This is a genomic window from Novosphingobium kalidii, assembly GCF_040534015.1.
GTDB classification, from domain to species: Bacteria; Pseudomonadota; Alphaproteobacteria; order Sphingomonadales; family Sphingomonadaceae; genus Novosphingobium; species Novosphingobium kalidii.
Genome location: NZ_JBEWLY010000014.1, coordinates 111,017 through 136,513 on the forward strand (window position 1 = coordinate 111,017; position 25,497 = coordinate 136,513).

The 25,497-nt window shown below is 61.6% G+C and carries 23 protein-coding genes; 16 read left to right on the forward strand and 7 right to left on the reverse strand.

Annotated elements, in window-relative coordinates; all coding sequences use genetic code 11:
• Positions 1-163 precede the first annotated feature (163 nt).
• From ABVV53_RS10345 to manD, 5 genes are all read right to left on the reverse strand, one after another.
• Complete coding sequence (locus tag ABVV53_RS10345) at positions 164-1,192, reverse strand: winged-helix domain-containing protein (RefSeq protein ID WP_353984350.1); 1,029 nt, start codon at positions 1,190-1,192, stop codon at positions 164-166.
• Between the two features lie 5 nt (positions 1,193-1,197).
• Positions 1,198-2,628 (reverse strand): sensor histidine kinase, encoded by a 1,431-nt coding sequence (locus tag ABVV53_RS10350; protein WP_353984351.1) that lies wholly within the window; start codon positions 2,626-2,628, stop codon positions 1,198-1,200.
• A gap of 121 nt (positions 2,629-2,749) precedes the next feature.
• Complete coding sequence (locus ABVV53_RS10355; protein WP_353984352.1) at positions 2,750-3,409, reverse strand: cytochrome b/b6 domain-containing protein; 660 nt, start codon at positions 3,407-3,409, stop codon at positions 2,750-2,752.
• A 150-nt stretch (positions 3,410-3,559) separates the two neighbouring features.
• Positions 3,560-5,128: a hypothetical protein gene (locus tag ABVV53_RS10360; RefSeq protein ID WP_353984353.1), complete on the reverse strand. Its 1,569-nt coding sequence runs from the start codon at positions 5,126-5,128 to the stop codon at positions 3,560-3,562.
• Positions 5,129-5,302: 174 nt separating this feature from the next.
• Positions 5,303-6,511 carry a D-mannonate dehydratase ManD gene (gene manD, locus ABVV53_RS10365; protein ID WP_353984354.1) on the reverse strand — a complete coding sequence of 403 codons (1,209 nt, stop codon included), beginning with the start codon at positions 6,509-6,511 and terminating at the stop codon, positions 5,303-5,305.
• A 98-nt stretch (positions 6,512-6,609) separates the two neighbouring features.
• Between manD and ABVV53_RS10370 the strand changes: the two genes are divergently transcribed.
• The 4 genes from ABVV53_RS10370 (at position 6,610) to ABVV53_RS10385 (ending at position 12,970) form a co-directional block, all read left to right on the forward strand.
• On the forward strand, positions 6,610-7,410 hold the full coding sequence (locus tag ABVV53_RS10370; protein ID WP_353984355.1) for a FadR/GntR family transcriptional regulator: 801 nt from the start codon (positions 6,610-6,612) through the stop codon (positions 7,408-7,410).
• A gap of 24 nt (positions 7,411-7,434) precedes the next feature.
• Positions 7,435-8,832 carry a glucuronate isomerase gene (gene uxaC / locus ABVV53_RS10375; RefSeq protein ID WP_353984413.1) on the forward strand — a complete coding sequence of 466 codons (1,398 nt, stop codon included), beginning with the start codon at positions 7,435-7,437 and terminating at the stop codon, positions 8,830-8,832.
• Complete coding sequence (locus ABVV53_RS10380) at positions 8,829-10,205, forward strand: mannitol dehydrogenase family protein (RefSeq protein ID WP_353984356.1); 1,377 nt, start codon at positions 8,829-8,831, stop codon at positions 10,203-10,205. Before uxaC ends, ABVV53_RS10380 begins: the two co-directional genes overlap by 4 nt.
• Before the next feature lie 188 nt (positions 10,206-10,393).
• Entirely contained in the window at positions 10,394-12,970 is a 2,577-nt protein-coding gene (locus tag ABVV53_RS10385; protein WP_353984357.1) for a TonB-dependent receptor, read from the forward strand.
• 192 nt (positions 12,971-13,162) lie between these two features.
• On the opposite strand, the gene ABVV53_RS10390 is transcribed toward ABVV53_RS10385, so the two are convergent.
• Positions 13,163-13,900 carry a hypothetical protein gene (locus ABVV53_RS10390; protein WP_419956773.1) on the reverse strand — a complete coding sequence of 246 codons (738 nt, stop codon included), beginning with the start codon at positions 13,898-13,900 and terminating at the stop codon, positions 13,163-13,165.
• Between the two features lie 177 nt (positions 13,901-14,077).
• On the opposite strand from ABVV53_RS10390, the gene ABVV53_RS10395 reads away from it, so the two are divergent.
• The 7 genes from ABVV53_RS10395 (at position 14,078) to ABVV53_RS10425 (ending at position 19,966) form a co-directional block, all read left to right on the forward strand.
• Complete coding sequence (locus tag ABVV53_RS10395) at positions 14,078-15,388, forward strand: cytochrome P450 (protein ID WP_353984358.1); 1,311 nt, start codon at positions 14,078-14,080, stop codon at positions 15,386-15,388.
• Positions 15,389-15,390: 2 nt separating this feature from the next.
• Complete coding sequence (locus ABVV53_RS10400; RefSeq protein ID WP_353984359.1) at positions 15,391-15,597, forward strand: ferredoxin; 207 nt, start codon at positions 15,391-15,393, stop codon at positions 15,595-15,597.
• 280 nt (positions 15,598-15,877) lie between these two features.
• Positions 15,878-17,218 carry a TrkH family potassium uptake protein gene (locus tag ABVV53_RS10405; protein WP_353984360.1) on the forward strand — a complete coding sequence of 447 codons (1,341 nt, stop codon included), beginning with the start codon at positions 15,878-15,880 and terminating at the stop codon, positions 17,216-17,218.
• The gene (locus ABVV53_RS10410; protein WP_353984361.1) at positions 17,208-17,882 is read left to right on the forward strand and encodes a potassium channel family protein; all 675 of its coding nucleotides are present in this window, start codon (positions 17,208-17,210) and stop codon (positions 17,880-17,882) included. Before ABVV53_RS10405 ends, ABVV53_RS10410 begins: the two co-directional genes overlap by 11 nt.
• 159 nt (positions 17,883-18,041) lie before the next feature.
• On the forward strand, positions 18,042-18,821 hold the full coding sequence (locus ABVV53_RS10415) for an SDR family oxidoreductase (protein WP_353984362.1): 780 nt from the start codon (positions 18,042-18,044) through the stop codon (positions 18,819-18,821).
• Between the two features lie 159 nt (positions 18,822-18,980).
• Entirely contained in the window at positions 18,981-19,445 is a 465-nt protein-coding gene (locus tag ABVV53_RS10420; protein ID WP_419956775.1) for a DUF305 domain-containing protein, read from the forward strand.
• Positions 19,442-19,966, forward strand: a complete 525-nt coding sequence (locus tag ABVV53_RS10425) for a DUF6692 family protein (RefSeq protein WP_353984364.1) — start codon at positions 19,442-19,444, stop codon at positions 19,964-19,966. Before ABVV53_RS10420 ends, ABVV53_RS10425 begins: the two co-directional genes overlap by 4 nt.
• Before the next feature lie 95 nt (positions 19,967-20,061).
• Here the strand turns inward: ABVV53_RS10425 and hemF are convergent, their stop codons facing one another.
• Positions 20,062-20,925 (reverse strand): oxygen-dependent coproporphyrinogen oxidase, encoded by an 864-nt coding sequence (gene hemF / locus ABVV53_RS10430; protein WP_353984365.1) that lies wholly within the window; start codon positions 20,923-20,925, stop codon positions 20,062-20,064.
• A gap of 44 nt (positions 20,926-20,969) precedes the next feature.
• Here hemF and pdeM point away from each other — a divergent pair, with 44 nt between their 5' ends.
• The 5 genes from pdeM to ABVV53_RS10455 all read left to right on the forward strand — a co-directional run bounded on the left by pdeM (position 20,970) and on the right by ABVV53_RS10455 (position 25,496).
• Positions 20,970-21,659: a ligase-associated DNA damage response endonuclease PdeM gene (pdeM, locus tag ABVV53_RS10435; protein ID WP_353984366.1), complete on the forward strand. Its 690-nt coding sequence runs from the start codon at positions 20,970-20,972 to the stop codon at positions 21,657-21,659.
• Between the two features lie 162 nt (positions 21,660-21,821).
• Positions 21,822-22,343: a translation initiation factor IF-3 gene (gene infC, locus ABVV53_RS10440; RefSeq protein ID WP_353984367.1), complete on the forward strand. Its 522-nt coding sequence runs from the start codon at positions 21,822-21,824 to the stop codon at positions 22,341-22,343.
• Between the two features lie 355 nt (positions 22,344-22,698).
• Entirely contained in the window at positions 22,699-24,201 is a 1,503-nt protein-coding gene (locus ABVV53_RS10445) for a methyl-accepting chemotaxis protein (RefSeq protein ID WP_419956774.1), read from the forward strand.
• A 219-nt stretch (positions 24,202-24,420) separates the two neighbouring features.
• Positions 24,421-25,203 (forward strand): uroporphyrinogen-III C-methyltransferase, encoded by a 783-nt coding sequence (gene cobA / locus ABVV53_RS10450; RefSeq protein WP_353984369.1) that lies wholly within the window; start codon positions 24,421-24,423, stop codon positions 25,201-25,203.
• On the forward strand, positions 25,200-25,496 hold the full coding sequence (locus ABVV53_RS10455; RefSeq protein WP_353984370.1) for a DUF2849 domain-containing protein: 297 nt from the start codon (positions 25,200-25,202) through the stop codon (positions 25,494-25,496). Before cobA ends, ABVV53_RS10455 begins: the two co-directional genes overlap by 4 nt.
• The last annotated feature ends 1 nt before the right edge of the window (position 25,497 follow it).

The following is a 25,497-nucleotide window of genomic DNA, read 5'->3' on the forward strand; positions in this document are numbered from 1 at the left end:
CCGCCCGAAGAGGCCGAGACTTCGATAACTTGCCTTCATAACGAAGAATGTATGAAAAGGCGGGGAACAGCCAGCAGCTTTACAGGAATCTTACATTCGTAACAGATTGATGTGCATGGCATATCTTGCTGCAGCGCAACATTGACCGGCAGTTTGAAGGCGGTCAGTGGATCAGCAGCTTGTATCCTACCTTCCGAATGGTCTCGATGGCGATCGCGGACTGATCGGAGAGCTTGTTGCGCAAATTGCTGACATGGACATCAATGCTGCGGTCGAACGACTGCCAGGGCCGGCCCAGCACGTGACGCGAAAGTGCATCCTTGGAAACGGGCGTTCCCCGCGCTTCGTAGAGCATGGCGAGCAAGGTGAACTCCGAGAAGGTCAGGTCCAGCAGTTGCCCGCCGACGCGAGCCTCGCACGCGGCGGTATCAATCAAGATATCCCCCCAACCGCTACGTGAGATTTTCGAAGGCGCTTCTGTGCGCGTGCCCTCGGCAACAATGGTCACCGGGGCGACGAATACATATCCCTCATCCCCAGCTCGGCAAATAAGGTTCTGCGAATTTGCAACCCCAAGCTTCTGGCGAATGCGGGCGACTTGGACATTGACGTCGTGGTCAGGGCTTGCTCCATCGAGCGAACTGGCGAGTTCGAGGTCGCCAACGACCTGCTGGGCGTTGTCGACGAGAGCCAGCAGTATCTCGAACTCACCGGGCGAAAGGCTGGTGACCACCCCAAGAGGGTTCTTCAGGATGCGGCGCACCGGATTAAGATGCCATCCCGCGAACTCGAAATGGAACCGGGTCGAAGCGCGGTTCGCCACATAACGCCGCTGCAGGGCACGGATGCGTGCAAGCAATTCGCGCGGCGACACAGGCTTGGGGAGGTAATCGTCCGCGCCCATCTCAAGCCCGGCGATCCGGTCGGCCTCGGCTCCCAATGCGGAGATCATGATGACGCCGATGTCGTCCCTCTCCTTTAACGCCTGAGCGAGCGAGAGACCGCTCTCACCTGACAACATGACGTCGAGCAGAACGATCCCGACCTCGCCTTCGGCAAGCATGCGGTGCATCGATGCTCCATCCTGCGCCTCCAGCACATCGTAGCCCTCCCCGGCGAGGAAATCGCGAATGGCAGACCGAACGGATGGTTCGTCATCGACGATGAGAACCCGAGGAAGCGCTGCCGCCATCGTTCCTATTCTCCCCCTATCGATGACCGATGGCCCTCGGTCGGTGGGGTCCTCGTCGTCATGCGCGCCAGCGGCAGCGTAACTCGCGAACGGAACCCGCCAGGTAGGTTCTCCAGCACGATCGTGCCACCGTGCGCGCGGGCAGCGGCCTGCGCTATGGCCAGACCCAGCCCGATGCCGCCGGTACTGCGATTTCGCGAACGCTCTCCGCGAAAGAACGGGTCGAAGGCTTGCGACAAATCAGCCTGGGGCATGCCGGGTCCTTGGTCGACGACGTCAACGATAGCATCCCGCTCTTGGATGCGCCAACTCAGCGTGATGCTGTGGCCGTACTTGAGCCCGTTCTCGATGAGGTTCCTGAACAAACGCTCCAGCCGGACCAGATCGCCATCAATCGTCACCGCATCATGGCCCTGCTGCTCAATCGCCGCACCCCGATCACGATAGGTGTCCGCGAGAGTCTGGAGGAGCGAGCCGAGGTCCAGCGGCTCCACCTGCATCGTGCCCCCTTCCCCGTCGACATAGTCCAGCGTTGAACTGATCAACCGCTCCATCTGCAGGATTTCCGCTTCGGCGACTGCGCGTGCTTCGGGCTCCATCGTTGCGGTCCTGAATCGCAGGTTCGACAATGGCGTGCGAAGATCATGTGCGATGGCGCCCACCAGAGCGGTTCGTTCCCTGATCGATCGAGCCACCCGGCCCTGCATCGCGTTCAGCGCCATTGCCGCTTGCCGGATCTCGGTGGGACCAACCTCGGGAACCCGCACATTCTCGTTGCCGGCTCCGATCCGGTCAGCCGCAGCGGCAAACGCCCGGACCGGGCGGCTCAGGCGGAAGCTGAAGGCCATCGCCAGCGGAAGCACGATCAGCAGCCCGACAGTGAGGACGATATACCGCATGAACTGCACAAGCTCGCCCAGCGTCTTGCGCGCTTGGCGGGTGTAGACATTCCACGATCCATCCGTTTGGCGGATGTACAGGGTGAAGCCGCCGCCGACCGCGGGATTGGCGCTCCCTTCGGCGCGATAGAGGCTTGCTTCTTGCCGTATGCGCGGCTCGCGATGTTCTTCCGACGTAAGGCGGATCCTCACATCGGCGCGCGGCAGGTTCAGTCGGGCAGCCAAGAGTTCGGCAAGCACAGGCTCCGCACCCCGCGCCGTGAGCGGAGCGGTGTCGGAAACACTCGTGACGACCTGTACTGAGGGCGCGGCCAGTTCAAGTCCACGTACGATGCGCGACATCTCGTACACCGTCACCAATCGCCGCGCCGGTTCCTTGATGAGGCTGATGACCATGATGCTGGACACAGTCAGGGTGATGATCGTGCCCAGGGCGACGATGATCATGTGCGCCTGGATCGAGTTCAGCCAGCCACCGTGGTCGGTGGCTCCAGATGTGCGACGAAGCACAAGACGCTCGCGGCTATGCCCGCCCATGGCCCACTCCCTCTCCGCGCCGCCGGGTGGGCCTTATGGCCTCATGTCCCCATCCTCAGGGCGACGCTTCCTTCACACTAGCTCGCGTGCTGGCGCAAATCCACTGCCTGCTCGCGGCTTGTCAGACCGGGGCGCCGCTCGCCACCCACCAGGCAGCGGCCACGGCCACAACAAGGGACAATAAGAATGCCCACAGCTTGCCCCGGCGAAGCGGCGCTGCTGCCGGGTCGAGCGCATGGTCACGTCCGGTGATCATCGGCCCCACCAGATTGCGGCGGCGAACCACGAGATAGAACAGGATGGTAAGCACATGCAGTACAATGAGCGCGAGCAGGACGTTGAAGCTTATGTCATGGATCGACGCGGCGGTTCGCCCCTGGTCGAACTCGACGAGGTACGATAGCGGGCCGGACTCGATACCGTCGACGTCCACGGCGAGAAGACCGGAGCCCACCTGCACGCTCAGCACGGCAAGCATCGCCACTACGCTCCAGCCGCCCAGCGGGTTGTGTCCCGCAACGGGAGGCGTCTTTCCGCGCAAATAGGCGGCAATGCTTCTGGGTCCACGAAGAAACCCGACGAACCGCGCCGTGCTGCTGCCGATGACGCCCCAGATCAGCCGGAAGACGAGCAACGCCAGGATCGAGAGCCCCGAAGTCAGGTGCCAATCCAGCCGTCCGTTCTCTGCGCTCCACCAGGAAAATGCCAGCAATCCAACCAGCACCCAATGAAACAGTCGGGTGGGAATGTCCCATACGGCGATGCGGGGAGCACGGTTCATGTTGGTGCCTCGTTAAAAAGGGGTCACGTCAAAACCCATTGACTACCCGCACGCTTGCACATGCGCTTGTCGCTCTCCAGCCAGAGAGCGAATGGTACCGCGTCTTTTTTGAATGCGGTACCATTCGCGGCTGCCTTTAGAGCATAGCGGTCAGCGGCAGTTCGGATTGCCAGCCTTGGGCAAGGTTATGAAATTGACGCTGGTCGGAGCCAAGGTTGCCTGACGCCCCTCGAGCCGAGCTGGTGCAATGGCCGGGAGTTCGTCGTTGGCTGTCAATGCCAAGGCTTTGCCGTTGAGGAGCACCGTGTTGCTCTGCAACTCCGGACTGGTCAGAGCATAGACGTCTGCGGGGCTGCCGACTTGAAGCGTCTTGCTGCTCTCTCCAAGGTTCAGCGCCAGGATCGTTACCCCGCCCGGTGTGCCGCGCTGGCAATGTGCATAGAGGTGCAGGCCTGGCTGCTCGGGACCAGCATCGAGGACGCGAGTCCCCATGAGCCGCCGCCAAAGCAGACCAGCCCAGTAGCTTGCGTTAGGCTCGAAGGTTTTCTCGTCGATGAACCCGTTGCTGCCGCTGACTAGGGCATGAGTGAACATCGCGTCGAGGCCCTCCTTGGCCGTGCGCGACATGGTATCGACATACCGGAAGGTATCGAGGAACGTCGGCTGCCATCTCAAGCCTCCGCATGCCGCGCCGCCTGTTTCGGTAAGCCAAATCGGCGCACCGGGAGCGAAGCGATCGCGCAGAGCCTTCTGTTGCTGCAGTTCCTTGCTGGGCCGGGCGAGCCACTCCTCCGTCAGCGCCTTGTCGCTGCCGATCCCGAATGGAGAGGTGGCGGGAGCGCAGCGTTCAGCCAGCGCCGGGTAGAAGTGGTAGGAGATGATGTCGAACTTCGGCTTAGGCGTGGCCGAGGCATACATCTCCGAAGTGACGCTCTCGAGTGACGCGACCCCGGAAACGCCCAGTTTAGCTGTACCTGGCCCCACGATCTTCACGTCCGGTGCGGCTTTCGCCATGAAGGCGCGGAAGGTCGCGAAATCGCGAGCGAACTCTTCGGGGGAGTGCCCCTTCGGAATGCGCGGCGGTTCTGGCGCGTTGGGCTCATTGAACAGCTCGGCAGCGTAGATCTCGCCGCCAACGGAGCGGGTGTAGGCAAGCCATGGCGCCGCCATTTTCGGCGTCCAGGCATGCGATGCATCACGTACGCCATCGCTGTTGGTAAACGAGGTCAGGATCTTGGCGTCGACTGCCTTTGCGAAGTCGATCGCACCTTTCCAGGCGTCGCGCGTCAGCAATACCGTGAACCCCTTGGGAGGCTTTGCGGGTGGCGGCGCATCGCTGTCGTGGAAATAAACTGAGTTTGCGGTCGTGCCGCCATAGCGCACGTACAAGGGGGCGAGCGCTTTCGTCAGGGTCCGGAGACGCGGATTGGCGAGGTCGGTGGGAAGGCGCTTCTCGCGGATAGCCGCGAAGCCGTCCTTTTCGGCTGCCCCTGCCGGAAGCTCATCATACGACTTCCAGGTTTCGCCCCCGGTCAGGTGAGAGAAGCCGACCTGGAAGGATTGGAAGCGCTCGTCGATCTCACGGACGAGCGGCAGGTTTCCCGCCTCAACCTGGGCAACGTCTGAACCTCTGCTGTGCGGCATCCCAGCACATCCCTGCAGCGATGTCATCATCAGCGCGGTGGATGCGAGTGTAAGTGCCTTCTGATACCCTTTCACGTGCTTCCCCTATCTCGTCGGTTTCTTGTTCAACCTGGTTAGCTGAGCGTTAAACAGTGCCATCTAACCCGAGCGGAAGGCCTCGGCGCTTTGGCTCCTGCCCGCTGGGTCGGCGCCAAGCTCGGCCACTGCAGCACCCACCCAGATTACTCCTCCATCCGCTTACGCTTACGCTTACCAGTTCCACATAGTGCCGTCTTGCAGCCGTGCGACAGGAAGATAAGCGCGCTTGTACGGGTACTTGGCGGCAAGATCCTCGTTGATGTCGACACCATGCCCTGGTGTTTCGCCGCAGATCAGGTGGCCATCTTCAAAACGGTAATCATGCGGGAAGACAGCATCGGTCTCCTCTGTGTGACGCATGTATTCCTGGATGCCGAAGTTGGGCACCCAAGTGTCGAAGTGAAGCGCGCAGCCCATCGTCACGGGCGACAAGTCGGTCGCGCCATGACAGCCTGTGCGGATCTGATACAGGCTGGCAAGGTCAGCGATGCGGCGCAAGTGGGTGAGCCCCCCTGCCCCCACCACGGTCGCCCGGATGTAGTCGATCAACTGGTTCTGGATGAGGTCCTTGGCATCCCAGATTGTGTTGAAGATTTCGCCGACCGCAAGCGGAGTGACCGTGTGCTGGCGGACGATCCTGAATGCCTCCTGATTTTCCGCCGGAGTACAGTCCTCCAACCAGAAGAGCTGGTACGGCTCCAGCATTTTGCCCAGGTTTGCCGCCTCTTGTGGCGTGTAGCGGTGGTGGCCGTCATGCAGGAGATGATGGTCGAAGCCGTACGTCTGGCGCAGCTTTTCGAACAGGCGTGGCACATGGTTGAGGGCCTTGCGCGTGTCCCACCCGGTGACGCTTGGCAGCGCCGCGTCTGCCGGCTCGTAATACAGCTTGCCGCGGCCCACGCCATACGCATCCTTGATGCCCGGCACACCAGTTTGCGCCCGGATCGCCTTGTAGCCCAGGTCGATATACTGGCCGACCGCGTCCACCGTCTCATCGATGTCAGACCCATTCGCGTGCCCATAGACCATCACGCGATCCCTGCTCTTGCCGCCGAGCAGATCATAAAGGGGCATACCGGCCATCTTGGCCTTGATGTCCCACAACGCCATGTCCACTGCCGCGATCGCACGCATCGTGACGGGGCCGCGACGCCAGTACGCGCCGCGATACAGGTACTGCCATATGTCTTCGATTCGACGCGGATCCATGCCGATGAGGCAGGGCACGACATGCTCTTCAAGATAGGACACCACCGACAGCTCTCGTCCATTGAGAGTGCCATCGCCGATGCCGTAAACGCCTTGATCGGTTTCGATCTTCAACGTCACAAAATTTCGGCCTGGACTGCAGACAATTACTTTCGCCGCCACGATTTTCATGCTGAGGCTTCTCGTTCGATAATGGTGGCCAGAACCTGGCGCAGATGCATTACCACTTGCAAGAAAGTGGTACGACCGCAATAGAAAGCTGCATGCGAATGTCACTTACCCCGAATGAAAGGCGAACCGCACCTCGTGACTTTCGCTCCAGCGAGGGAGGCGAAACCCGCCTGTACAAGAACATCGTGCGCCTGCTTCTCGATGATCTGCACGCGGGCATCTACGCGGTCGGAGACAAGATGCCGGCTGAACGCGATCTTGCGCTCCGCATGGGTGTAAGCCGCCCGGTCGTGCGTGAAGCGATGCTGGCACTTGAAGTTTTGGGCCTCATCGAAGTTCGCCTCGGCTCAGGCACTTACGTGGTCCGCCTGCCCGGTGAAAGTGACGCGCCCGAGTTCAGCGTCAGCCCGTTCGAACTTCTGGAAGCGCGCCTGCTGTTCGAAGGCGAAGCCGCTGCGCTTGCAGCCAACCACATCACCGACGACGAAATTGCCCAGCTCGAAGCGCTTGTAGAAGAGATTCAACGCGAAAACCGGCAAGCCGACGGCAAGGAGGACGCCGATCTGCGGTTCCATCTCCTCATTGCCCACGCCAGCAGGAATACGGCTGTGGAGCGAACGATCCTTGATCTCTGGAAACTGCGGTCGACCTCTCCCGAATGTAAGCTTCTGCAGGAAAAGGCCCGCATCGCAAACGTTCGTCCAGTCGTGGAAGAGCACAACGCTGTCGTAGAAGCGCTGCGGCAACGGGATTCCAGCGCCGCTCGTGCGGCGATGCGCGCGCACCTGGACGGGGTTCTCCAGCACTTGCTCTTCGCAGTCGAAGAAGACGCAGTGGCCGAAGCGCGCCGCTCCGTCGCCAAGACGCGCGAACGTTTCCAGCGCAAGAGCAGCTTTTAGCCACGAGTAGAAAGGTCCAGCACAATTCCTGCTCTTAGCCTCCATCCCGATCGCCTCTTCCCGGTCGACGCGTCAACCCGCTCGCTCGCCCGACGCCTCTACGGCGAGGTCGCGAAGTTACCGATCGTTAGCCCGCACGGCCACACGGACCCTGCCTGGTTCGCTTATGACGAGCCGTTCGAGAACGCGACCGAACTGCTCCTCAAGCCGGACCACTACATCTTCCGGATGCTGTACTCGCAAGGCGTGCCTCTGGAGGCGATCGGCATCGGCAACCCTGATGCCGATCCGCGTGAGGCATGGCGCATCCTGGCAAGCCATTATCACCTTTTTCACGGAACGCCTTCGCGTCTGTGGTTCGACTGGGTTCTGGTTGAGGTGTTCGGAATCGAACACAGGCTTAGCGCTGAGACCGCTGATCTCGCCTACGACCGGATAAACGAAGCGCTGACGCAGCCCGGCTTTCGCCCCCGTGCATTGTTTGACCGCTATGGCATCGAAGTCCTCACGACCACCGAAAGCCCTCTCGACGGCCTCGATCAGCACCGCGTGATCGCCGAAAGTGGATGGTCAGGCCGCGTCCTTACCGCTTACCGACCAGATCCAGTGATCGATCCGGAGTTCGAAGGCTTTCATGGCAATTTGAAGCGTCTGGAGGAACTCACCGGCGAAGATTGCCGCACATGGCAGGGCTATTTGTCCGCTCATCGCAAGCGGCGCGCGTACTTTGCCCAGCACGGCGCCACTTCCACCGACCACGGCCATCCAACCGCCCGGACCGCCGACTTGTCCCCGAGCGAAGCGCAGGCGCTCTTCACGCAGGTGACGACCGGGCAGGCCACTGCCGCTGAAGCCGAGCTGTTCCGCGCGCAGATGCTGACCGAGATGGCCGGCATGAGCCTCGATGACGGTCTCGTCATGCAGATCCACCCTGGCTCGTTCCGGAATCACAATGCGCCGCTGTTTTCACGGTTCGGCCGGGACAAGGGCGCCGACATACCCATGCAGACCGAGTATGTTCGTGCGCTGCAACCACTTCTCACGCGCTATGGCAACGAGCGCGACCTAACCATCATCCTCTTCACGCTGGACGAGACGGCTTATTCCCGCGAACTGGCGCCATTGGCAGGCCACTACCCCGCTCTTCGGCTCGGGCCTGCTTGGTGGTTTCACGACAGTCCGGAGGGCATGCGCCGATACCGGGAGCAGGTGACCGAGACAGCGGGATTCTACAACACCGTGGGCTTCAACGACGATACCCGGGCATTCCTTTCGATCCCTGCTCGCCACGACGTGGCCCGGCGGATTGACTGTGGGTTCCTCGCCCAGCTTGTTGCACAGCATCGGTTGGAGGAAGACGAAGCCGCTGAGCTTGCGGTGGACCTTGCCTATAACTTGCCCAAGCAGGCTTACAAGCTGTGAGGCTGACCCCCGCTACAGCAGGCGCTCTCCCGCCGGAGATCTCTCATTTCTCCTATGAGCGCGACAAACAGAGCGCAGGGATCGTCCACTTCGGCATCGGCGCATTCCATCGTGCGCATCAGGCCTGGTACACCGATCATACCATGGATGCCGGTGATCGGGACTGGGCCATTGTCGGCGTATCTCTGCGCTCGGCCGGCGTTGCGAGGCAGATGAATCCGCAAGAAGGCTTGTTCACTGTAAACGAGCGAACTGAGCTGGGGCTTGCGAGCCGCCTTGTGGGTGCGGTGCGCAAGGTGCTGGTTGCCGAAACTGACGGTGCAGCACTGTCCGAGCTGCTGGCTGCTCCGGAGACGCGGATCGTAAGCCTCACGGTGACCGAGAAGGGTTACTGCAGAGCGCCGGATGGTACTCTGGACCTCGATCTCGCGGCTCAGGGAAGCTTCTACCCGTGGCTTGTAGCGGCGATGGAAGCGCGCCGGGACAAGGTTGCGCCAGGCTTCACAGTGCTGAGTTGCGATAATCTGGCCCAGAACGGCCGACAACTTCACCGCCTTATCAGCGAGTACCTGCGGGCGCGCGCAGATCATCTGCTGCCGTGGTTCGAGGCCGAATGCCGCTGCCCCTCCTCCATGGTTGACCGAATTGTGCCCGCGACGACGGAGGAGGATCGATCGGCGCTGGCCGCTCACCTCGGCATGAAGGACGAGGCTGCCGTCTTCACCGAGGCGTTCAGCCAGTGGGTGATCGAAGACGACTTCGCCAACGGAAGACCTGCTTGGGAACGTGTTGGCGCGCAGCTGGTCCGCGATGTCGAACCTTATGAGACTGCAAAGTTGCGCATGCTGAATGGCAGCCACTCTGCGATTGCTTACCTGGGCCTCGAGCGCGGGCATATCTTCGTTCATCAGGCGATCACAGATCCTGAACTGCGCCCCCTCATCGATCGCCTCATGCGCGAAGAAGCGGCACCGACCGTAAACGCCGGGCCGGAACAGGACCTCGGCCGCTACGCATCTTCGTTGATGGAACGGTTCGCGAACCCAGCTCTAAACCATCGGCTGGAGCAGATCGCGATGGACGGTAGCCAGAAGATTCCACAGCGCTGGTTGGAAACCTTGGCCGCACAAGCCCGCCGAGGGAATTCCTGCCCATCGATCCTGACTGCCATGGCCGCATGGTTGCGGCATATGCAACAGCGCGATCACGTGGCCGACGATCCCCGTGCCCCTGAGATGAAACGGCTTTGGCAAGAGCACGGAGCCAAGGAAATCGTGCAGCGCACCTTTGGCCAAAGTGGCTTGCTGGCTAGCGCATGGCACCCCACGCCCGCCGACCTCAGTTTCCTAACAGCGGCTTTGACGCCGGGCTGAGCGCCCCGAGGGTGTCTTCTTGCCGGCTTCCGCGCATTACCGCCCCCGTTGATGCCTGAACGCTTCGTGTCACCCGGCGCACTTTCTGAGAGGCAAGAAGGGCGTCATGAATATGACCTGATCAGTTGCATCGGTCTTACACTTTGGTAAGAAGATGACAAACCAATACGAATCCGGGGGGAGTGACAATGAAAATCATCAACGCATTCGCGCTATCTAGCGTCAGCTTGCTTTCGCTGACGGCCACGGCTCACGCGCAGTCGAGCGCCGTGCAGGAAGCCGTTACAGACGACCAGTATCAATCTGGAGACCTGGCGCCGGTCAACGAGATCATCGTGTCGGCTCGTCGTCGTGCCGAGTCTGTTCAGGATGTTCCGCAGACGGTCAACGTCGTGACAGCGGAGCAAGTCGAAAAGCTGAACCTGCGCAACTTCACGGATATCCAGAACGTTGTTCCGGGTCTGCAGCTGCAGAGTTCGTCAGCTTTCTCGAACCAGGCGACGGTGCGCGGCATTGCCTTCGCTCCCGAAGCAAGCGGCAGCAATCCCTCCGTCGAGTTCTACCTCAACGATGCGCCGATCTCGTCCGCCTTCCTATTTCAGACCACGTTTGATTTCGGTCAGCTCGAGCTGCAGCGTGGGCCTCAAGGCACACTGCGCGGTCGTGCATCCCCGTCCGGCGCAATTGCCGTTACGACACGCCGCCCGGACCTGACCGAGATCGGCGGCTACATCAATGGCACCTACAGCAGCATTGATGCTCGCAAGATCGAAGGTGCGGTTAACTTGCCCCTTCTCCCCGATGTGCTGGCTATCCGGCTTGCAGGGGTGGTCGACCGCAACGACGCTTCGCGGGTGCGCACGGTTGCAGAAGATCTCTCTCCGGATCTGGTGGACGGTGGCGCCTTTCGTCACAGCGAGGGCTGGCGAGGATCCGTTCGGTTCGAGCCGACGTACTGGGCTTCGCTAGACTTCATGTATCAGCGTGTGCACAGTGAAGGCCATCGGTTCGAGCAGGTCATCTCCGAATCGCTGATCAATCCTGCGGCGGCGCCGGCATCGACACCGCTGATTGGTGCATTCCCGCGTCTGGCATTGGATGAGCAGGGTTCATACGATCGTCAGGACCAGGAAGTCTTCATCGTGAACGGTGAAGTGCGGTTCGCTGGTCAGAAGCTGAACTACGTCGGTTCCTGGAATAATCAGGACAACGGGATCATTGCTGCACAGGACAACGGAAACTTCTTTTCCAGCCCTCGGGTGAACATTGTCCCGCGCGCCGCAAACGACCCCGCAGGTTTCGATCCGGTTTGCCAGAACGAGGTAAAGGCCCAATTTGTAACGCTGACCACGGGTGCCTACAATCAGTGCACTCACAGCACGTCGAAGCGTCATTCGCACGAACTGCGCCTGTCATCCGACGAGCGCATCGGCGGCATCTTCGATTACGTCATCGGCGGCTTCTACGATCATAACGAGAACCCAACCAACCTTACGGTCGAGACGCCCGTTGTACTGAGCGCGAATTCTATCCCGGCGAACGTGTTGACGGTGGCTCGAGTAGCCATCCTGCGCCGCGGCGAGTCCACCGAGAAGTCGGTTTTTGGCAATCTGACTGCTCACTTGCTGGATGACAGGCTCGAAATTTCGGGCGGTCTTCGCTACATCGACTACGAGGATGAAGCGCTTCCCACGCTGCAAAGTTCGTCGACTGGCAGCGTTGCTTGCGCCGAATATGAGACGTTGCGGTGCAATCCATTGGGTACCGCTGTCCAGACTGACACCAACGCTACGATCTACACAGGGTCGGTAAGCTACCGGGTCACTCCCGATATCATGGTCTATGCGCTGACCGGCTCGTCATGGCGCCCGGGTCCGCGCGTGGTGGGCAATTTCTCGGCCGTTCAGACGGAACGTGAGCAATCGTTCCTTAACTTACCTCCCGAACGCTCGAAGTCTTACGAAGTTGGCGTGAAGACTTCCTTCCTCGGGGGCCGCGGACGCTTCAATCTCAGCGCGTTCTACCAGGACTTCGAAAACTATCCGTTCCGCGGACCTGGGGTCTTCTATATCAACACAAACGTTTCGAACGGTGTGGCCGCGCGCTCTGTAGACACCTTCAACTTTGTCTCGCCGGTGCCGGTGGAGGTTAAGGGTGTCGAAGCTGAAGCATCCTATCAGATCATGGACCGCTGGAGTTTGGGCCTTAATGCCAGCTATGCTGACGGACGGATCAAGAACGGCACCATTGCTTGCAACGATCTTAACGGAGACGGGAACCCCGATCGAAGCCCAGCAACGCCCACACTGGCGGAATTGGAGGCGGCGGTCGGACCGGGCCAGACAATCTCGCAATGCAGCGGAGTGAACCGTCGCGCAAGCCAATCGCCCATGTTCAGCGCTAACCTGCAATCAGAATATGCGTTCGACCTCACCGGCAATGCTGATGGCTTCGTGCGAGGGCTTTACTCTTTCTTTGGCAAGACCAAGAACGATCCTGACAACTCGCTCGACGATGTGGGCGCCTATGGCCTCCTTAATCTGTACGCCGGAATTCGCGATGAGAATGGTGCCTGGGAACTGGCATTGTTCGGCAAGAACATCACGCGTGAGCGCGAAATTCTTGCTGTCGGCAATACACTCCTCACCACCAACGTGCGCACGGCGAGGGCTGCTGCTGCTGTGACCACACCGTACCGCAGCATCAACGTTACAGCGCCTCGCGAATTCGGCGTTAACCTGCGCGTAGCCTTCGGCTCACGCTAGACGGTGAAGAGATCGCACGTGGGCCAGGCTGTGCCTCGCCTGGTTTCACGTGCGAGGTCCGCGTCTGTTCTGGCGCGAGGAGTGTCCGCACGTGTCTTCCTGGCTATCCCTCGCTGCGAACGCACGTGCGGCACTGAGCCGCGCGAAAATGGTAAACATGCTTCATTTGAATCGATGGACCGGCTCGCCGCTCTAATCAGCCAGTTTACCGAACGGCAGCAGCGACTGCGTTAGCATCGCTGCGGTCCTGCCATCGCTGGCGCGCAGCGCGGGAAGGATGGCGGTGGCCGCCCGCTTCATTCGCACGTCGAGCGGTGTTGGTGTCTTCGCAGTGCTAGCGGCTTCAGCCCATTGGCGTGCCTGAGCTACGCTGTCTGGGTCGTTTCGAATGAGCATCATGGCTGCCAGCCCTGGATAGAAGGCTCTGTCGCCGCCCAAGGCCACCGAGCGGGCCAGCGCGGCCTTGCCCGCCTGGATCTTGGCGCCCAACGCGGTGCGGGCCATGAAGCCGCCTAATTGGTCGATTGCGTCCAAATGCCACCCTGCGACGGCCATCTGGACCTCAGGATCATGTGGGTTTTGTGCGGCAAGATGTTCGAATATGCTGAGCGAGGATCGCGCGTCTGATCGGCTGCGGGTCAGCTTCGCGCGATAGCCGATCGCAACACCGCGCTGGAGCACGGCTTCACGGTCGGCGGGACGGCTGGCCAGTATTCTGTCTGAAGCGATAATCGCCTGGTTGATCATTGCGAGCGCCCGGGGCTTGCTCGCGGCCTGGAAAGCGGCGGCGGTCAGCAGTTCGCGCGGCGTGTCGGCCATGGCAGCGGTCGGCGCCAAGGCGACCATCGCACTTACTGCTATCAACGACGGACGGTACATGCATTCTCCCGAGACGTGGACGGGTAGCATGATGATAGACGATTCACCCATAGACCAGTGTCTATCGTTTTTACTCACTGATTGCCCTGCCCCAGGCGCCTTCGATCGGGTTTTGTGTATCGGCAGCTTCGCAAAAGCGCTATTTGCTCGTCTATCGTCCTGATTGAGCCCGCCAGTTTGACGCGATCGGGACGAGAGGATGCCATCAGCGCCCCATAAGGAGCCAACATGAACGACCAGGCCCGGGACTTTGAAACGTACGATTTCTTCCGCAGCGATAGGTGGGTCGCCGATCCCTATCCCTATTTCGATTACCTGCGCGAGCAATCGCCCGTCTTTCGCGAGCCGCACAACGGCATCGTCATGGTCACGGGCTATGCCGAAGCTCTGGAGATCTACAACGATCCCGTCCGCTTCTCCTCCTGCATGTCGACTACCGGGCCTTTCGCTGGCTGCCCCATTCCCCTCGACGAGCATCGCGACGAGGACATTTCCGAACTGATCGAGGAATGGCGCGACAAGACGCCGTTCCACGATCAGTTGCCGACCATGGATCCGCCGGTTCACACAGCCCACCGCTCTCTGCTGATGTCGCTTATCACTCCGCGACGCCTCAAGGAGAACGAGGAGTTCATGTGGAAGCTGGCGGACGAGCAGATCGACACCTTCATCGCCGACGGCGAGTGCGAGTTCATGAACGCGTTCGCACAGCCCTTCGCCGTACTCGTCGTCTCCGATCTGCTTGGTGTGCCGCACGACGACCGTATCGAGTTTCGCAAGCACCTGATCCGGGTTGAGCAGGAAAGCGGCGGCGCCGTAGTCGGCGGAACCGACGGTGAAGTGACGCACGGTCCGCTGGAATTTCTCTACGACAAGTTTTCGGCCTACGTCGAAGACCGCAGGCGCAACCCCAAGGAAGACATTCTCACCGGTCTGGCCAAAGCCACGTTCCCCGACGGCTCACTGCCAGAGCCCATGGACGTCGCGCGCGTTGCTGCCAACGTATTCGCTGCTGGGCAGGAAACCACGGTGCGGCTTCTCAGCTACGCTTTCCAGTTGATCGGTGATCGTCAGGACATTCAGCAGCGGTTGCGCGAGGACCGCAGCCTCATTCCCAATTTTGTCGAGGAGTGCATGCGCACCGAAGGCCCGGTCAAAGGCGACTTCCGTCTCAGCAAGATGCCGACCACCGTCGGCGGGGTCGATGTGCCAGCCGGCACTTTCCTGTTCATCGCCAACGGCGCGGCCAACCGGGATTCCCGTCGTTTCGAAAACCCGGCTGAGTTCCAGCTCGACCGGAAGAACGCACGGCTTCACGTGGGCTTCGGCGCCGGCCGCCATGCTTGCCCCGGCGCACCGCTCGCGCGGGCGGAGACGGTCGTCGCTCTCAACCGCATGCTTGACCGGACCAGCAACATTCGCGTTTCGGAAAAAGTGCACGGCCCGGCCGGGGCGCGGCAGTATACTTACTTGCCAACCTTTATACTTCGAGGACTGACGCACATCGGCCTGGAATTCGATCCGGTGAAGGCGGGCTGACGATGAAAGTCCACGTCAATTCGGAGATCTGCGCCGGTTTTGGGATCTGCCTGGGGATCGCTCCTGAGGTGTTCGAGCTACATGAGGACGGCTATGCCATCGTGCTGGCCAGTGAGGTGAAACCGGAAGACGAAGATACGATGCGCCGGGCGGCAAGTCAGTGCCCGGCGCAAGCCATCTACCTCACTGACGATCTTCTTACCGACTGAAAGCTGCGGCGTGATCGAGGGGGGTGATCACGCTGAAGCGCCGGGAGGGTGCAAGACGTTCGAGGTCGACCCGCCGCACCCGCAGCGGGTGATCGACGAACCGGGCACGCAGGACCGTCTCGCCAACTCGCGCGGTCGGACCGGAAGCTCGCCTGTCAGATAGATCCGAGCAGCTCGTAGAAGGATTGCAGCTGGCGTGTTAGGCAGCGCCGATGCTTTGCTATGCCCGTCTTACCGCTACAGCTTTTCTTGCCGTAACCTTCCTGCGATGCGCCTCACGATGAAATGGCTTCGTCATCCCACCCGTGTGGTGCCGGCGGCATTTCTGGCGGCGATCGCACTTGGCACGGTGGTGCTGATGTTGCCGTTTGCCGCAGCCAGCGGCCAGCGCGCGGATTTCTTCACCGCCGTCTTCACCGCGACGTCGTCGATCTGCGTTACCGGGCTGATAATCGTCGATACGCCCACCTTCTGGTCTCCTTTCGGGCAAGCGGCGATCCTGATGATGATCCAGATCGGCGGCTTGGGCATCATGACCGGAGCGACCTTGCTGGGGCTCATCTCCGGAAAACGCATGAGCCTGTCGAGACGAGCCATCGCCTTGACCGAACACGGCCACCTCAACCGCGCCGAGGCAGCCAGCCTGATCTGGCTCGTGTTCATCGTCAGCATAGCGATCGAGGCCGTTGTGACGCTGGTCCTCTGGCTGCGCTGGTGGCTGGGTCACGGCATGAGCGCAGGCGCCGCAGCCTGGCACGCGCTGTTCCATTCCGTCTCGGCTTTCAACAACGCCGGGTTCTCATCCTTTTCGGATAGTCTCATAAGCTGGCAGGCGGATGGGCTGATCCTTGGTCCCATCATGGCTGCGATCATCATCGGCGGCATCGGATTTCCCGTGCTGCACGAATTCTGGTCTCGCCGGGAACCTGTCAGGCGGCAAAAGCCATGGTCGCTGCACAGCCGCATTACCCTGACTGTCACCGCAGCCCTGCTGGTGGGCGGAACCCTGCTGATGCTGGCAGCCGAATGGGCCAACTCCGCCACCTTCGGCGCGATGCCAGTGGGCGAGCGGTTGCTGAACGCTGCCTTTCACTCCGTCTCTATGAGAACGGCCGGATTCAATGCGGTGGACGTGGGTGCGTTCGCCGATCAGTCCTTGTCGATCAACTACCTTTTCATGATGATTGGCGGCGGCAGCGCGGGCACGGCCGGCGGGTTGAAAGTGACCACGTTTGCGTTGCTCGGCTTTGTCGTGTGGTCGGAAATTCGCGGTCATCACGAAACCAGCATCTTTTCGCGCCGGGTCGGAGCGGCGGTCGTGCGGCAAGCCTTGTCCATCGCGCTGATCGCCATCGCCCTGATCGGGATGGTGACCTTGAGCATCGAATGGATCGAGCCGGAAATCGACTTCCGATTCATCCTGTTTGAAACCATTTCGGCATTCGCGACGGTGGGGCTTTCGACTGGGATCACGGCAAGCCTTTCCCCCCCGTCGCAACTCTTGCTGGTGCTGCTGATGTTCGTCGGCCGCGTCGGCACCATCACTTTCGCCACGGCGCTGGCACTGGCGCCCAGAACCCTCAAGTATCGCTATCCGGAGGAGCAACCCATTGTTGGTTAGCCGCAACAACAAGACTTCGTCTGCCGTCGCCGTGATCGGTCTGGGGCGCTTCGGTACCGCCGTGGCGCAATCGCTGCTGCAGATGGGCCACGACGTGCTGGCGATCGACAGTGACGCAAAGCGAGTTCAGATGCTCTCGGATGAACTGCCGCATGTCCTGCAGGCGGATACGACCGATCCCGACACCCTCAAGCAACTCGGTCTCCTCGATTTCCGGCGCATTGTCGTTGGCATTGGCAGCGATGTCGAAGCAAGCGTGCTGACGGTGATGGGATTGAGCGACCTTGGCATTCCACAAATCTGGGCCAAGGCCACGCACCAGACGCATGGCCGCATCCTGGAGCGCGTCGGCGCCCATCACGTGGTCTATCCCGAAGAGCGTATGGGACGCCGTGTTGCCCGCCTCGTCACCGGCAAGATGATGGACCACATCGAGTTCGACGAGGATTTCTCGATCATCAAGACCAAGGCTCCAGACAGATTAGTAGGCGGCTTGCTTGGCATCATCGATACGATGTCCAAATTCGGCGTGGCGGTCATCGGCGTGAAGCCGCAGGACGGTCCTTTCCGGCACATCACAGAAGACATCGTCGTGCAGCAGAACGACATTCTGATCGTTGCGGGCTGCAACGACGCCTGCGACGCCTTTGCGGCGCTGGACTGAGCGCCACAGGCCTTAGCGAGCAGCCGCGAGAGCAAATAACCACCGGCATAGGTCGGCGGGGTTCTTGGGAGTGTGCGAAATGATCCAGCGTTACCGCTAAGGCGGCAAGATCTACGCCAGCGGAGCGATCCGCCAACTGGACTCTGGCTCGAGAACATCATGCAAAGAATGAATAACAAGCTGTGCGTCATCACCGGCGCTGCGCGGGGCATCGGCCGCGCCATTGCTGCGCGCTTCCAGGCCGAAGGTGCGATCGTCATCGTCACCGACATCGACACAGCGAATGGAGCGGCAACGGCTGCCGAGCTCGGCTGTCGGTTCGAACCTCTCGATGTGCGGGAAGAGGCTGACTGGTCGCGGTTAGCGGCTGTCGTTCCCGTAGCTGACGTGGTGGTCAATAATGCCGGGGTGACGGGGTTCGAAGCGGGCATGGTGCCCCACGACCCGGAACATGCCAGCCTTGCGGATTGGCGCGAGGTTCATCGGGTCAACCTGGAGGGGACGTTCCTCGGCTGCCGTTATGCGATGGGCGCCATGAAGCGTGCCGGCACCGGCTCGATCATCAACATCTCCTCGCGCTCGGGGCTGGTGGGCATTCCCGGAGCGGCAGCTTACGCCTCGTCAAAGGCGGCGATCCGCAACCATACCAAGACGGTCGCGCTCTACTGCGCGCAACAAGGCTGGCGCATCCGCTGCAACTCCATTCATCCCGCCGCCATCCTGACGCCGATCTGGGAGCCGATGCTGGGCAGCGGCCCTGACCGGGACGCCAGAATGCAGGCGCTCACCGCGGACACGCCGCTGAAGCGCTTCGGGATGCCTGAGGAAGTTGCGGCCATAGCGGTGACGCTCGCGTCGGATGAAGCGACTTACGTCACAGGGTCTGAAGTGAACATCGATGGGGGGCTGCTGGCTGGCTCTGCCGCTTCGCCGGGCTGACGGTAGGCGGGCAAAGAAGGGGCATCGAGCTGAATACATGAAACCTCCGATGCATCGCGACGTTCGTGAAAGCAGCAGGAGAACAAAATGGCCGAAGAGAGCGCGCACAAGCAAGAAAGCCATGGTGGCGGCATGAGCATGTATGTGCGTTTCATGGCGATGATCGGCACGAGCACGGTTGTCATGTTCGTGTTGATGTATCTGAACGTCTACACCATCGACCACGTTTTCTGGAGCGAGACCCGCTTCTGGATGGCCTTCGTCATGGGCGCGGCGATGATGGTCGTGATGCTTGGCTTCATGTGGGGCATGTACAAGAACAGGACTAAGAACTTTATTCTGCTCGGCGTCGCCGCTTTCGTGTTCGCCTTGGCGCTCTGGCTCGTGCGCAGCCAGACCACCGTGACTGACACGGAGTACATGCGCGCCATGATACCGCACCATTCGATAGCGATCATGACCAGCGAGCGGGCGCATATCCGTGATCCCCGCGTGCGCAAACTGGCGCGCGACATCATCCTCGCCCAGCGGCGTGAGATTGCGCAGATGAAGTACCTGATCGAAGACATCGACAAGAATGGCGTTCGGATCAGCAACCACCTGCCTGAGGAGTTGGAGCAGTGATACGTCTCGCTCGATCCAGCCTGATCGGCGCCTCCCTGGCGCTGGCCTTGTCTGCCTGTAACCAGAACAGCGCGGTCGGAAACGACCGAGAGGCCCAAGTCGATCCGGCGCCCACCCCCGCCCCGATTGTGCCTGCCGGTAAGGCGTTGGCGAACGTCGCCACTGCGCTCATCAAGCCCGAGACTATGACCGAGGCCGATATCCAGGCGCTCGGAGGACGGCAGGGCCGCTGCGCCGTGGTGCTGACCGAGGTCGCCTTTCCATCGTTCCTCTATGAGACCGAGGGTGCGGGCGCGATCAAACTCAACGGCAAGCTGATCGTTCTGCCGCGAACCGGCCCTGCGCAGTTCGCGGAGAACGGTCTCACCGTCATGTTGCGCCCTGGAACGGAGGAAGGCGACGCAGGACTGACCGCGATGGAGATCATCATCATGCCGCCCGGTGCCGAAGACGAGATCGGCTACAAGGGCTACGTCAAGTGCTTCGATGGAGCAGGCAACCGCACCATTCGCACTGGCTGATGGCACTCATGGGACCCCAAGGGGCCGCAAGGACCCCGACGTCTCGAGACCGGTTCAGCCTGGAAGCGCAGGCTCCTTGAGAGTGTGCCGTGGCGTCAGCTCCAGGTTGCTTCCGGTGGCAGGCTCATCAGAATCGCGTCGATGTTCCCACCCGTCTTGAGGCCGAACAGCGTGCCTCGATCGTAGACGAGATTGAACTCTGCATAGCGACCGCGCCATTCCAGTTGGCGCGCCTTGTCCTCAGGTGCCCACACCTGCCCCATGCGACGGCGCACAATGCGCGGGAACACGACGAGGAACGCCTCTCCGACTGCCTTGGTGAAGGCGAAGTTCGCTTCCCAAGCCGCTTCGTCCGAGCAGTCCAGATGGTCGTAGAAGATGCCCCCGACACCGCGGTGCACGCCCCGGTGCGGGATGTAGAAGTACTCGTCAGCCCAAGCCTTGTAGCGTTCATAGGCATCGGGCGCGAAGCCGTCGCAGGCCGCCTTGAACGTAGCGTGGAACTCGGCGGTGTCGTCAGGATAAGGGAGCGGGGGATTGAGATCAGCGCCGCCCCCGAACCAGGCTTTCGTGGTCGTCAGGAAGCGCGTGTTCATGTGCACGGCGGGCACGTGCGGGTTTGCCATATGGGCGACCAGGCTGATTCCGGTGGCGGAGAAGGCATTCTGCTCGGCACTTGCGCCATTGATCGTAGCCGCAAAGTCCTTCGCCAAACCGCCTGCCACGGTAGAAACGTTGACGCCAACTTTCTCGAACACCTTGCCCTTCATCAGGCCGCGCGTGCCGCCGCCGGTGTCCTCCCCTTCCCCCTCAAGAGCCTCGCGCTTCCACGGGGAATACTCGAACGTGGCATCGCTTCCCGCCTCGCGTTCGATTGCTTCGAACTCGGCGCAGATGGCGTTGCGCAAGTGCTCGAACCAGTCGCGGGCGCGGGCGGTGTAAGGTGTCCAGTCGGTCATCCGACCGGCTTGCCAAATCCCGCCGCCTCCGGCAAGGGCATGTCATGGTTCCCTTTTCGTTCTGTGGTGAAGAATTCCGGCTCGTCGGCCACGGCGCAGAGGGACGCGCGCTCTACTGGCCGCGCGAGCAGGCATTGTTGGTCGCGGACCTGCACTTGGAAAAGGCGAGCTTCTTCGCGGGCACCGGGCAGATGCTGCCTCCCTATGACAGCCGGGAGACGCTGGAACGCCTGGCTCTCGCCATTCGCGAGACCGGCGCGCGCCGCGTCATCGCGCTGGGCGACAACTTCCACGACGATGGCGGCGCCAACCGGCTTGAGCCCCATGCGGCCGGCATGCTTGCCGCGCTCACCCGCGCAGTCGATTGGGTGTGGATCGTCGGCAACCACGACCCTTCGCTCGAGAAGGGCGTCGGCGGCGAGGTTCTGGAGGAAACGATGCTGAGCGGCGTGGTGCTGCGTCATAAGGCGCGTGCGGGCGAGACTGCGCCTGAGCTTTCCGGCCATTTCCATCCCCGCCTGATGCTGGCAGCACGCGGCCGCCGCATTGCGCGCGCCTGCACGGTCGCCAGCGAACGGCGCATGATCTTGCCGGCTTTCGGTTCTCTCACCGGCGGGATGGACGCCGCATCGCCGGTAATCCTCTCGGCCATGCAGCCGGCCAGTGGGATCGACGCGATCCTGCCCGCACGAGGACGTCTGGTGCAGTATCCCCTCTGGCGCGCGGTGGCCTGAATTCCTATATCTTTGTAAACAGGGATGACGAAAGCGCTCGGCAGCGGTAGCCGCGCGTATTCACACTTTGCGTGTATGGGTGATTCGCAGTATTCACCCGTGCACTTCGCCACGACGTATGAACGATACAGGAGAACGCATATAGCACCCCCACCCCGGCGCATGATGACGCCACCGGTCAAGAGCGGACCGCGCTACAACAATCTGATCCAGTCAGACAAAGTCCGCGTGATCGATGAAAACGGAGAGAACCTGGGCGTCCTGTACACGCGTGAGGCGATCGAGCAGGCAGCTGCGGTAGGCTTGGACCTGGTCGAAGTTTCGCCCAACGCGGACCCGCCGGTCTGCAAGTTCCTGGATGTGGGCAAATTCCGCTACGAAGCGCAGAAGAAGGCCAATCTGGCTCGCAAGTCGCAGAAGACGCAGGAGATCAAAGAGATCAAGATGCGTCCGAACATCGACGATCACGACTACGACGTGAAGATGCGCAATGTGCTGCGCTTCATCGATGATGGCGACAAAGTGAAGGTAACACTGCGCTTCCGCGGTCGTGAACTTTCGCACCAGCAGCTAGGCATGGACCTGCTCCGCCGCGTACAGGCCGATGTGGCGGAAGTCGCCAAGATCGAGGCCTATCCGCGCATGGAAGGCCGTCAGATGCTGATGGTGCTCTCGCCCAAATAAACGGATCGGCGAAGGGGGGCGTGATCCGCTCGCGCAAGCGCTTCCCTTCGCCCGCCTGCCGGACCGGCCAAATTAGAACGACGGCGAGCAAGCTGTTTGGCGGTTTTCACACGATATGAGTTGTGTGGGTCCTGACGGATATTGCGCTCACTGGCATCGCTTACAGGCACGTCGACAACAGTGAGGCCGACTATCACTCTTGTCACACCAGACCGCAAAACAATCAATTAATTCAAACAGTTAGGTAAAATACCCTAAAATCGCCTCTTGGCCTTTCCTGGTCCGCCGCACCTTGTGTGGTGCGAATAGGACATTTTTATGAACGCCGCATCGGATGTGCGGGGAACCTCCTAGAATGACAAAAAACGGCAATGAACATTCGCCCGGTTTTCAGGAGTTCCCCTTGTCCGACGACCTTCGCCCCCGTCTTGATTTCATGGAGTTCGGCCCGGCCCAACGCGCCACCTTGCGTGCGGCGCAGCCAGCGATCCGCAGAATGATCGGTGAGGCGCTGGATCGTTTCTACGCGCGCGCGCGGCTTACGCCTGAAACGGCGCGCTTCTTCAACGACGAGCAGCACATGGCTCGAGCCAAGGCCGCGCAGGAGAAGCACTGGGAGCATTTGTCCGGGGCCGATTTCGATACCAAGTACATGGAAAGCACGCGCCGGATCGGCGCTGTCCATGCGCGCATCGGGCTGGAGCCGCGTTGGTACGTAGGAAGTTACGCGCTTGTCGTGGAGGAGCTCGTCCGCGGCGTCGCGAAGCGCCTGCCGCTTCGCAAGCGCATCGCCGCCTTCTTTCGGCCTGAGACGGCGCACGAGACGAGCATTGCGCTGGCCAAGGCAGCACTGCTCGACATGGAATTGTCACTGTCGGTCTATTTCGAGGAAGCGCAGGCTTCGCGGAACCTGGCGGTAGCCCAACTCGAGCAGGCGCTGGACGCGCTGGCCGGGGGGGATCTCACGCGCCAGCTATCGGGCATGCCGGAGAGCTTCGCCGCGCTTGAGCGTAGCTACAACGGGACACTGGCCAAAATTCGCGAAATGATCGCCGCCGTTGCTGAGGGGACGGCTCGGATAGACTCAGGCATAAACGAGATTTCCAAAGCTTCCGAAGACCTCGCCCGACGGACCGAAAGCAACGCGGCGAGCTTGGAGGAGACCTCGGCCGCCATCACGCAAATGGATGGCAGACTCAAAGCAGGCGCCGGCGCGGCACGGGCGACGGTGACACGCGCGGATCAGGCGATCAAAACCGTGAGCGACGGTCGCGAGATCACCGACGAGGCCGTGCAGGCGATGACTCGCGTCGCCGATGGCGCCAAGGGCATCGACGGCGTGATCGAGGGTCTCGACAAGATCGCCTTCCAGACGCGGGTGCTGGCCATGAATGCCGCCGTCGAGGCCGGCCGTGCCGGTGAGGCGGGCCGTGGCTTCGCTGTCGTCGCCGATCTGGTGTCGGCGCTGGCGATGCGCGCTGAGGAAGAGGCCGGTCGCGCCCGTGATCAGTTGACCGCCACCCAGACCGATATCCGCGTCGCAGTGAACATGGTGCAGAAAGTCAATACCGCGCTTGCCGACATTTCGGGTGACGTCAGCCAGGTCCATGCCCTGCTCGGCGATATGGCACGCGACAACGGCGCGCAATCGGTGGCGATCAGCGAAATCACCTCGGCTGTCGGCACGATGGATCAGTCCACGCAGCAGAATGCCGCGATGGTGGAGCAGACCTCAGCCGCGGCCCGCAGCCTGACAAGCGAGGTCGCGACGCTGGCCGAACTCACCGGCGCCTTCCGCACCAACGGGACATCGCAGAACATGCCGACCGCGCAGAACCGTTCACTTGCTTACGCGTAAAGTGCGTCACATCGCTTGAACTGGTCTGGCGGGAGCCTGCAACGGAGGGAACTCCGCCGCAGGGCGGGTGCGGATGCGGGTGGGTGAAGGCCTCTTTCAACCACCCCGCACCATGCGCCGGGCCATCGAAACTTGTTGGAGCGCTCCTAAAGTTCGCCTTCCGGCTCGCGAAGCCATTCTGGCTGGCACATACCGCAGTGCCCCTCCATCTGGGGCACCATGCAAGACTCAGTCTCTCCATCCGGTTTCCGGATCGGCACCGTCCAGCTGGTCGGTGCGGGTCCCGGTGATCCCGACCTGCTCACGCTGCGCGCGGCACGGTTGATCATGTCCACCGGGCTGATCGTCCACGACGGTCTGGTTTCGCCCGAGATCCTGTCGATGGCGCGTCCGGGCGCGCGTCTGGTCTCCGTGGCCAAGGCCCGCTCCCGCCACACGATGGCGCAGGACGCGATCAACGCGCTGCTGGTGCGCGAGGCGCTGGCCGGCAACGATGTCGTGCGCCTCAAAGGCGGCGATCCCTTCATCTTCGGCCGTGGCGGCGAGGAAGCGGAAGCCTGCCGCGCCGCTGGCGTTCCGGTGCAAGTCGTGCCCGGCATTACCTCGGCGCTGGGGGCTTCGGCAGCCGCGCAGATCCCCCTCACCCACCGCGACAGCGCCTCCATCGTCAGTTTCGTCGCCGGCCAGTGCAAGGGCTTGGCCGAGCAGAACTGGGCCGGTCTTGCCGGCCGGGGCCGTACGCTGGTAATTTTCATGGGCGTAGCCAACGCGACTGACATTGCCGAAAAGCTGATGGCCGATGGCCTCGCGCCGGAGACGCCCGTTGCCGTGATCGAGAATGCCACGCGGACAGAGATGCGCGTCTTGCGCGGCCCGCTTGCAGGCTTGCCCGACCTCGTGCAGGAGCAGCGCGTTCGCAGCCCTGCCCTGATCGTCATCGGCGAGGTGGCGGCAGCACCCGACGAGACCCTATGCGATATCGCGCTGGAGGCAACACAGTGAAGATCCTGACCGGCAACGACCTCAAGACCGGCGCCGTCATCTGGTGGGACGGCCAGGGCTGGTCGCTCCACGTGAACGACGCGGTCGACGTGGCCGACAACGGCACTTCCCTCATCGCGCGGGAAGAAGCGGCGCAGAACGTGTTCGCCGCTTACGTCATCGACGGCGAACTGACACCAGACGGCGTGCGCCCCGCGCATATCAAGGACCGCATTCGCGCGCTCGGACCCACCGTGCGCCCTGACCTGACTCTCAAGCCGGCCGATCCCGAGGCCGGGAACTGGGTGATCTGAG

Excerpts from the sequence above, each read along its gene's own strand:
- ABVV53_RS10345 (WP_353984350.1), bottom strand. The coding sequence starts at position 1,192 with ATGGCGGCAGCGCTTCCTCGGGTTCTCATCGTCGATGACGAACCATCC.
- ABVV53_RS10350 (WP_353984351.1), bottom strand. The coding sequence starts at position 2,628 with ATGGGCGGGCATAGCCGCGAGCGTCTTGTGCTTCGTCGCACATCTGGA.
- ABVV53_RS10355 (WP_353984352.1), bottom strand. The coding sequence starts at position 3,409 with ATGAACCGTGCTCCCCGCATCGCCGTATGGGACATTCCCACCCGACTG.
- manD (WP_353984354.1), bottom strand. The coding sequence starts at position 6,511 with ATGAAAATCGTGGCGGCGAAAGTAATTGTCTGCAGTCCAGGCCGAAAT.
- ABVV53_RS10370 (WP_353984355.1), top strand. The coding sequence starts at position 6,610 with ATGTCACTTACCCCGAATGAAAGGCGAACCGCACCTCGTGACTTTCGC.
- ABVV53_RS10385 (WP_353984357.1), top strand. The coding sequence starts at position 10,394 with ATGAAAATCATCAACGCATTCGCGCTATCTAGCGTCAGCTTGCTTTCG.
- ABVV53_RS10390 (WP_419956773.1), bottom strand. The coding sequence starts at position 13,900 with ATGGGTGAATCGTCTATCATCATGCTACCCGTCCACGTCTCGGGAGAA.
- ABVV53_RS10395 (WP_353984358.1), top strand. The coding sequence starts at position 14,078 with ATGAACGACCAGGCCCGGGACTTTGAAACGTACGATTTCTTCCGCAGC.
- ABVV53_RS10400 (WP_353984359.1), top strand. The coding sequence starts at position 15,391 with ATGAAAGTCCACGTCAATTCGGAGATCTGCGCCGGTTTTGGGATCTGC.
- ABVV53_RS10405 (WP_353984360.1), top strand. The coding sequence starts at position 15,878 with ATGAAATGGCTTCGTCATCCCACCCGTGTGGTGCCGGCGGCATTTCTG.
- ABVV53_RS10415 (WP_353984362.1), top strand. The coding sequence starts at position 18,042 with ATGCAAAGAATGAATAACAAGCTGTGCGTCATCACCGGCGCTGCGCGG.
- ABVV53_RS10420 (WP_419956775.1), top strand. The coding sequence starts at position 18,981 with ATGATCGGCACGAGCACGGTTGTCATGTTCGTGTTGATGTATCTGAAC.
- hemF (WP_353984365.1), bottom strand. The coding sequence starts at position 20,925 with ATGACCGACTGGACACCTTACACCGCCCGCGCCCGCGACTGGTTCGAG.
- pdeM (WP_353984366.1), top strand. The coding sequence starts at position 20,970 with ATGGTTCCCTTTTCGTTCTGTGGTGAAGAATTCCGGCTCGTCGGCCAC.
- infC (WP_353984367.1), top strand. The coding sequence starts at position 21,822 with ATGATGACGCCACCGGTCAAGAGCGGACCGCGCTACAACAATCTGATC.
- ABVV53_RS10445 (WP_419956774.1), top strand. The coding sequence starts at position 22,699 with ATGACAAAAAACGGCAATGAACATTCGCCCGGTTTTCAGGAGTTCCCC.
- cobA (WP_353984369.1), top strand. The coding sequence starts at position 24,421 with ATGCAAGACTCAGTCTCTCCATCCGGTTTCCGGATCGGCACCGTCCAG.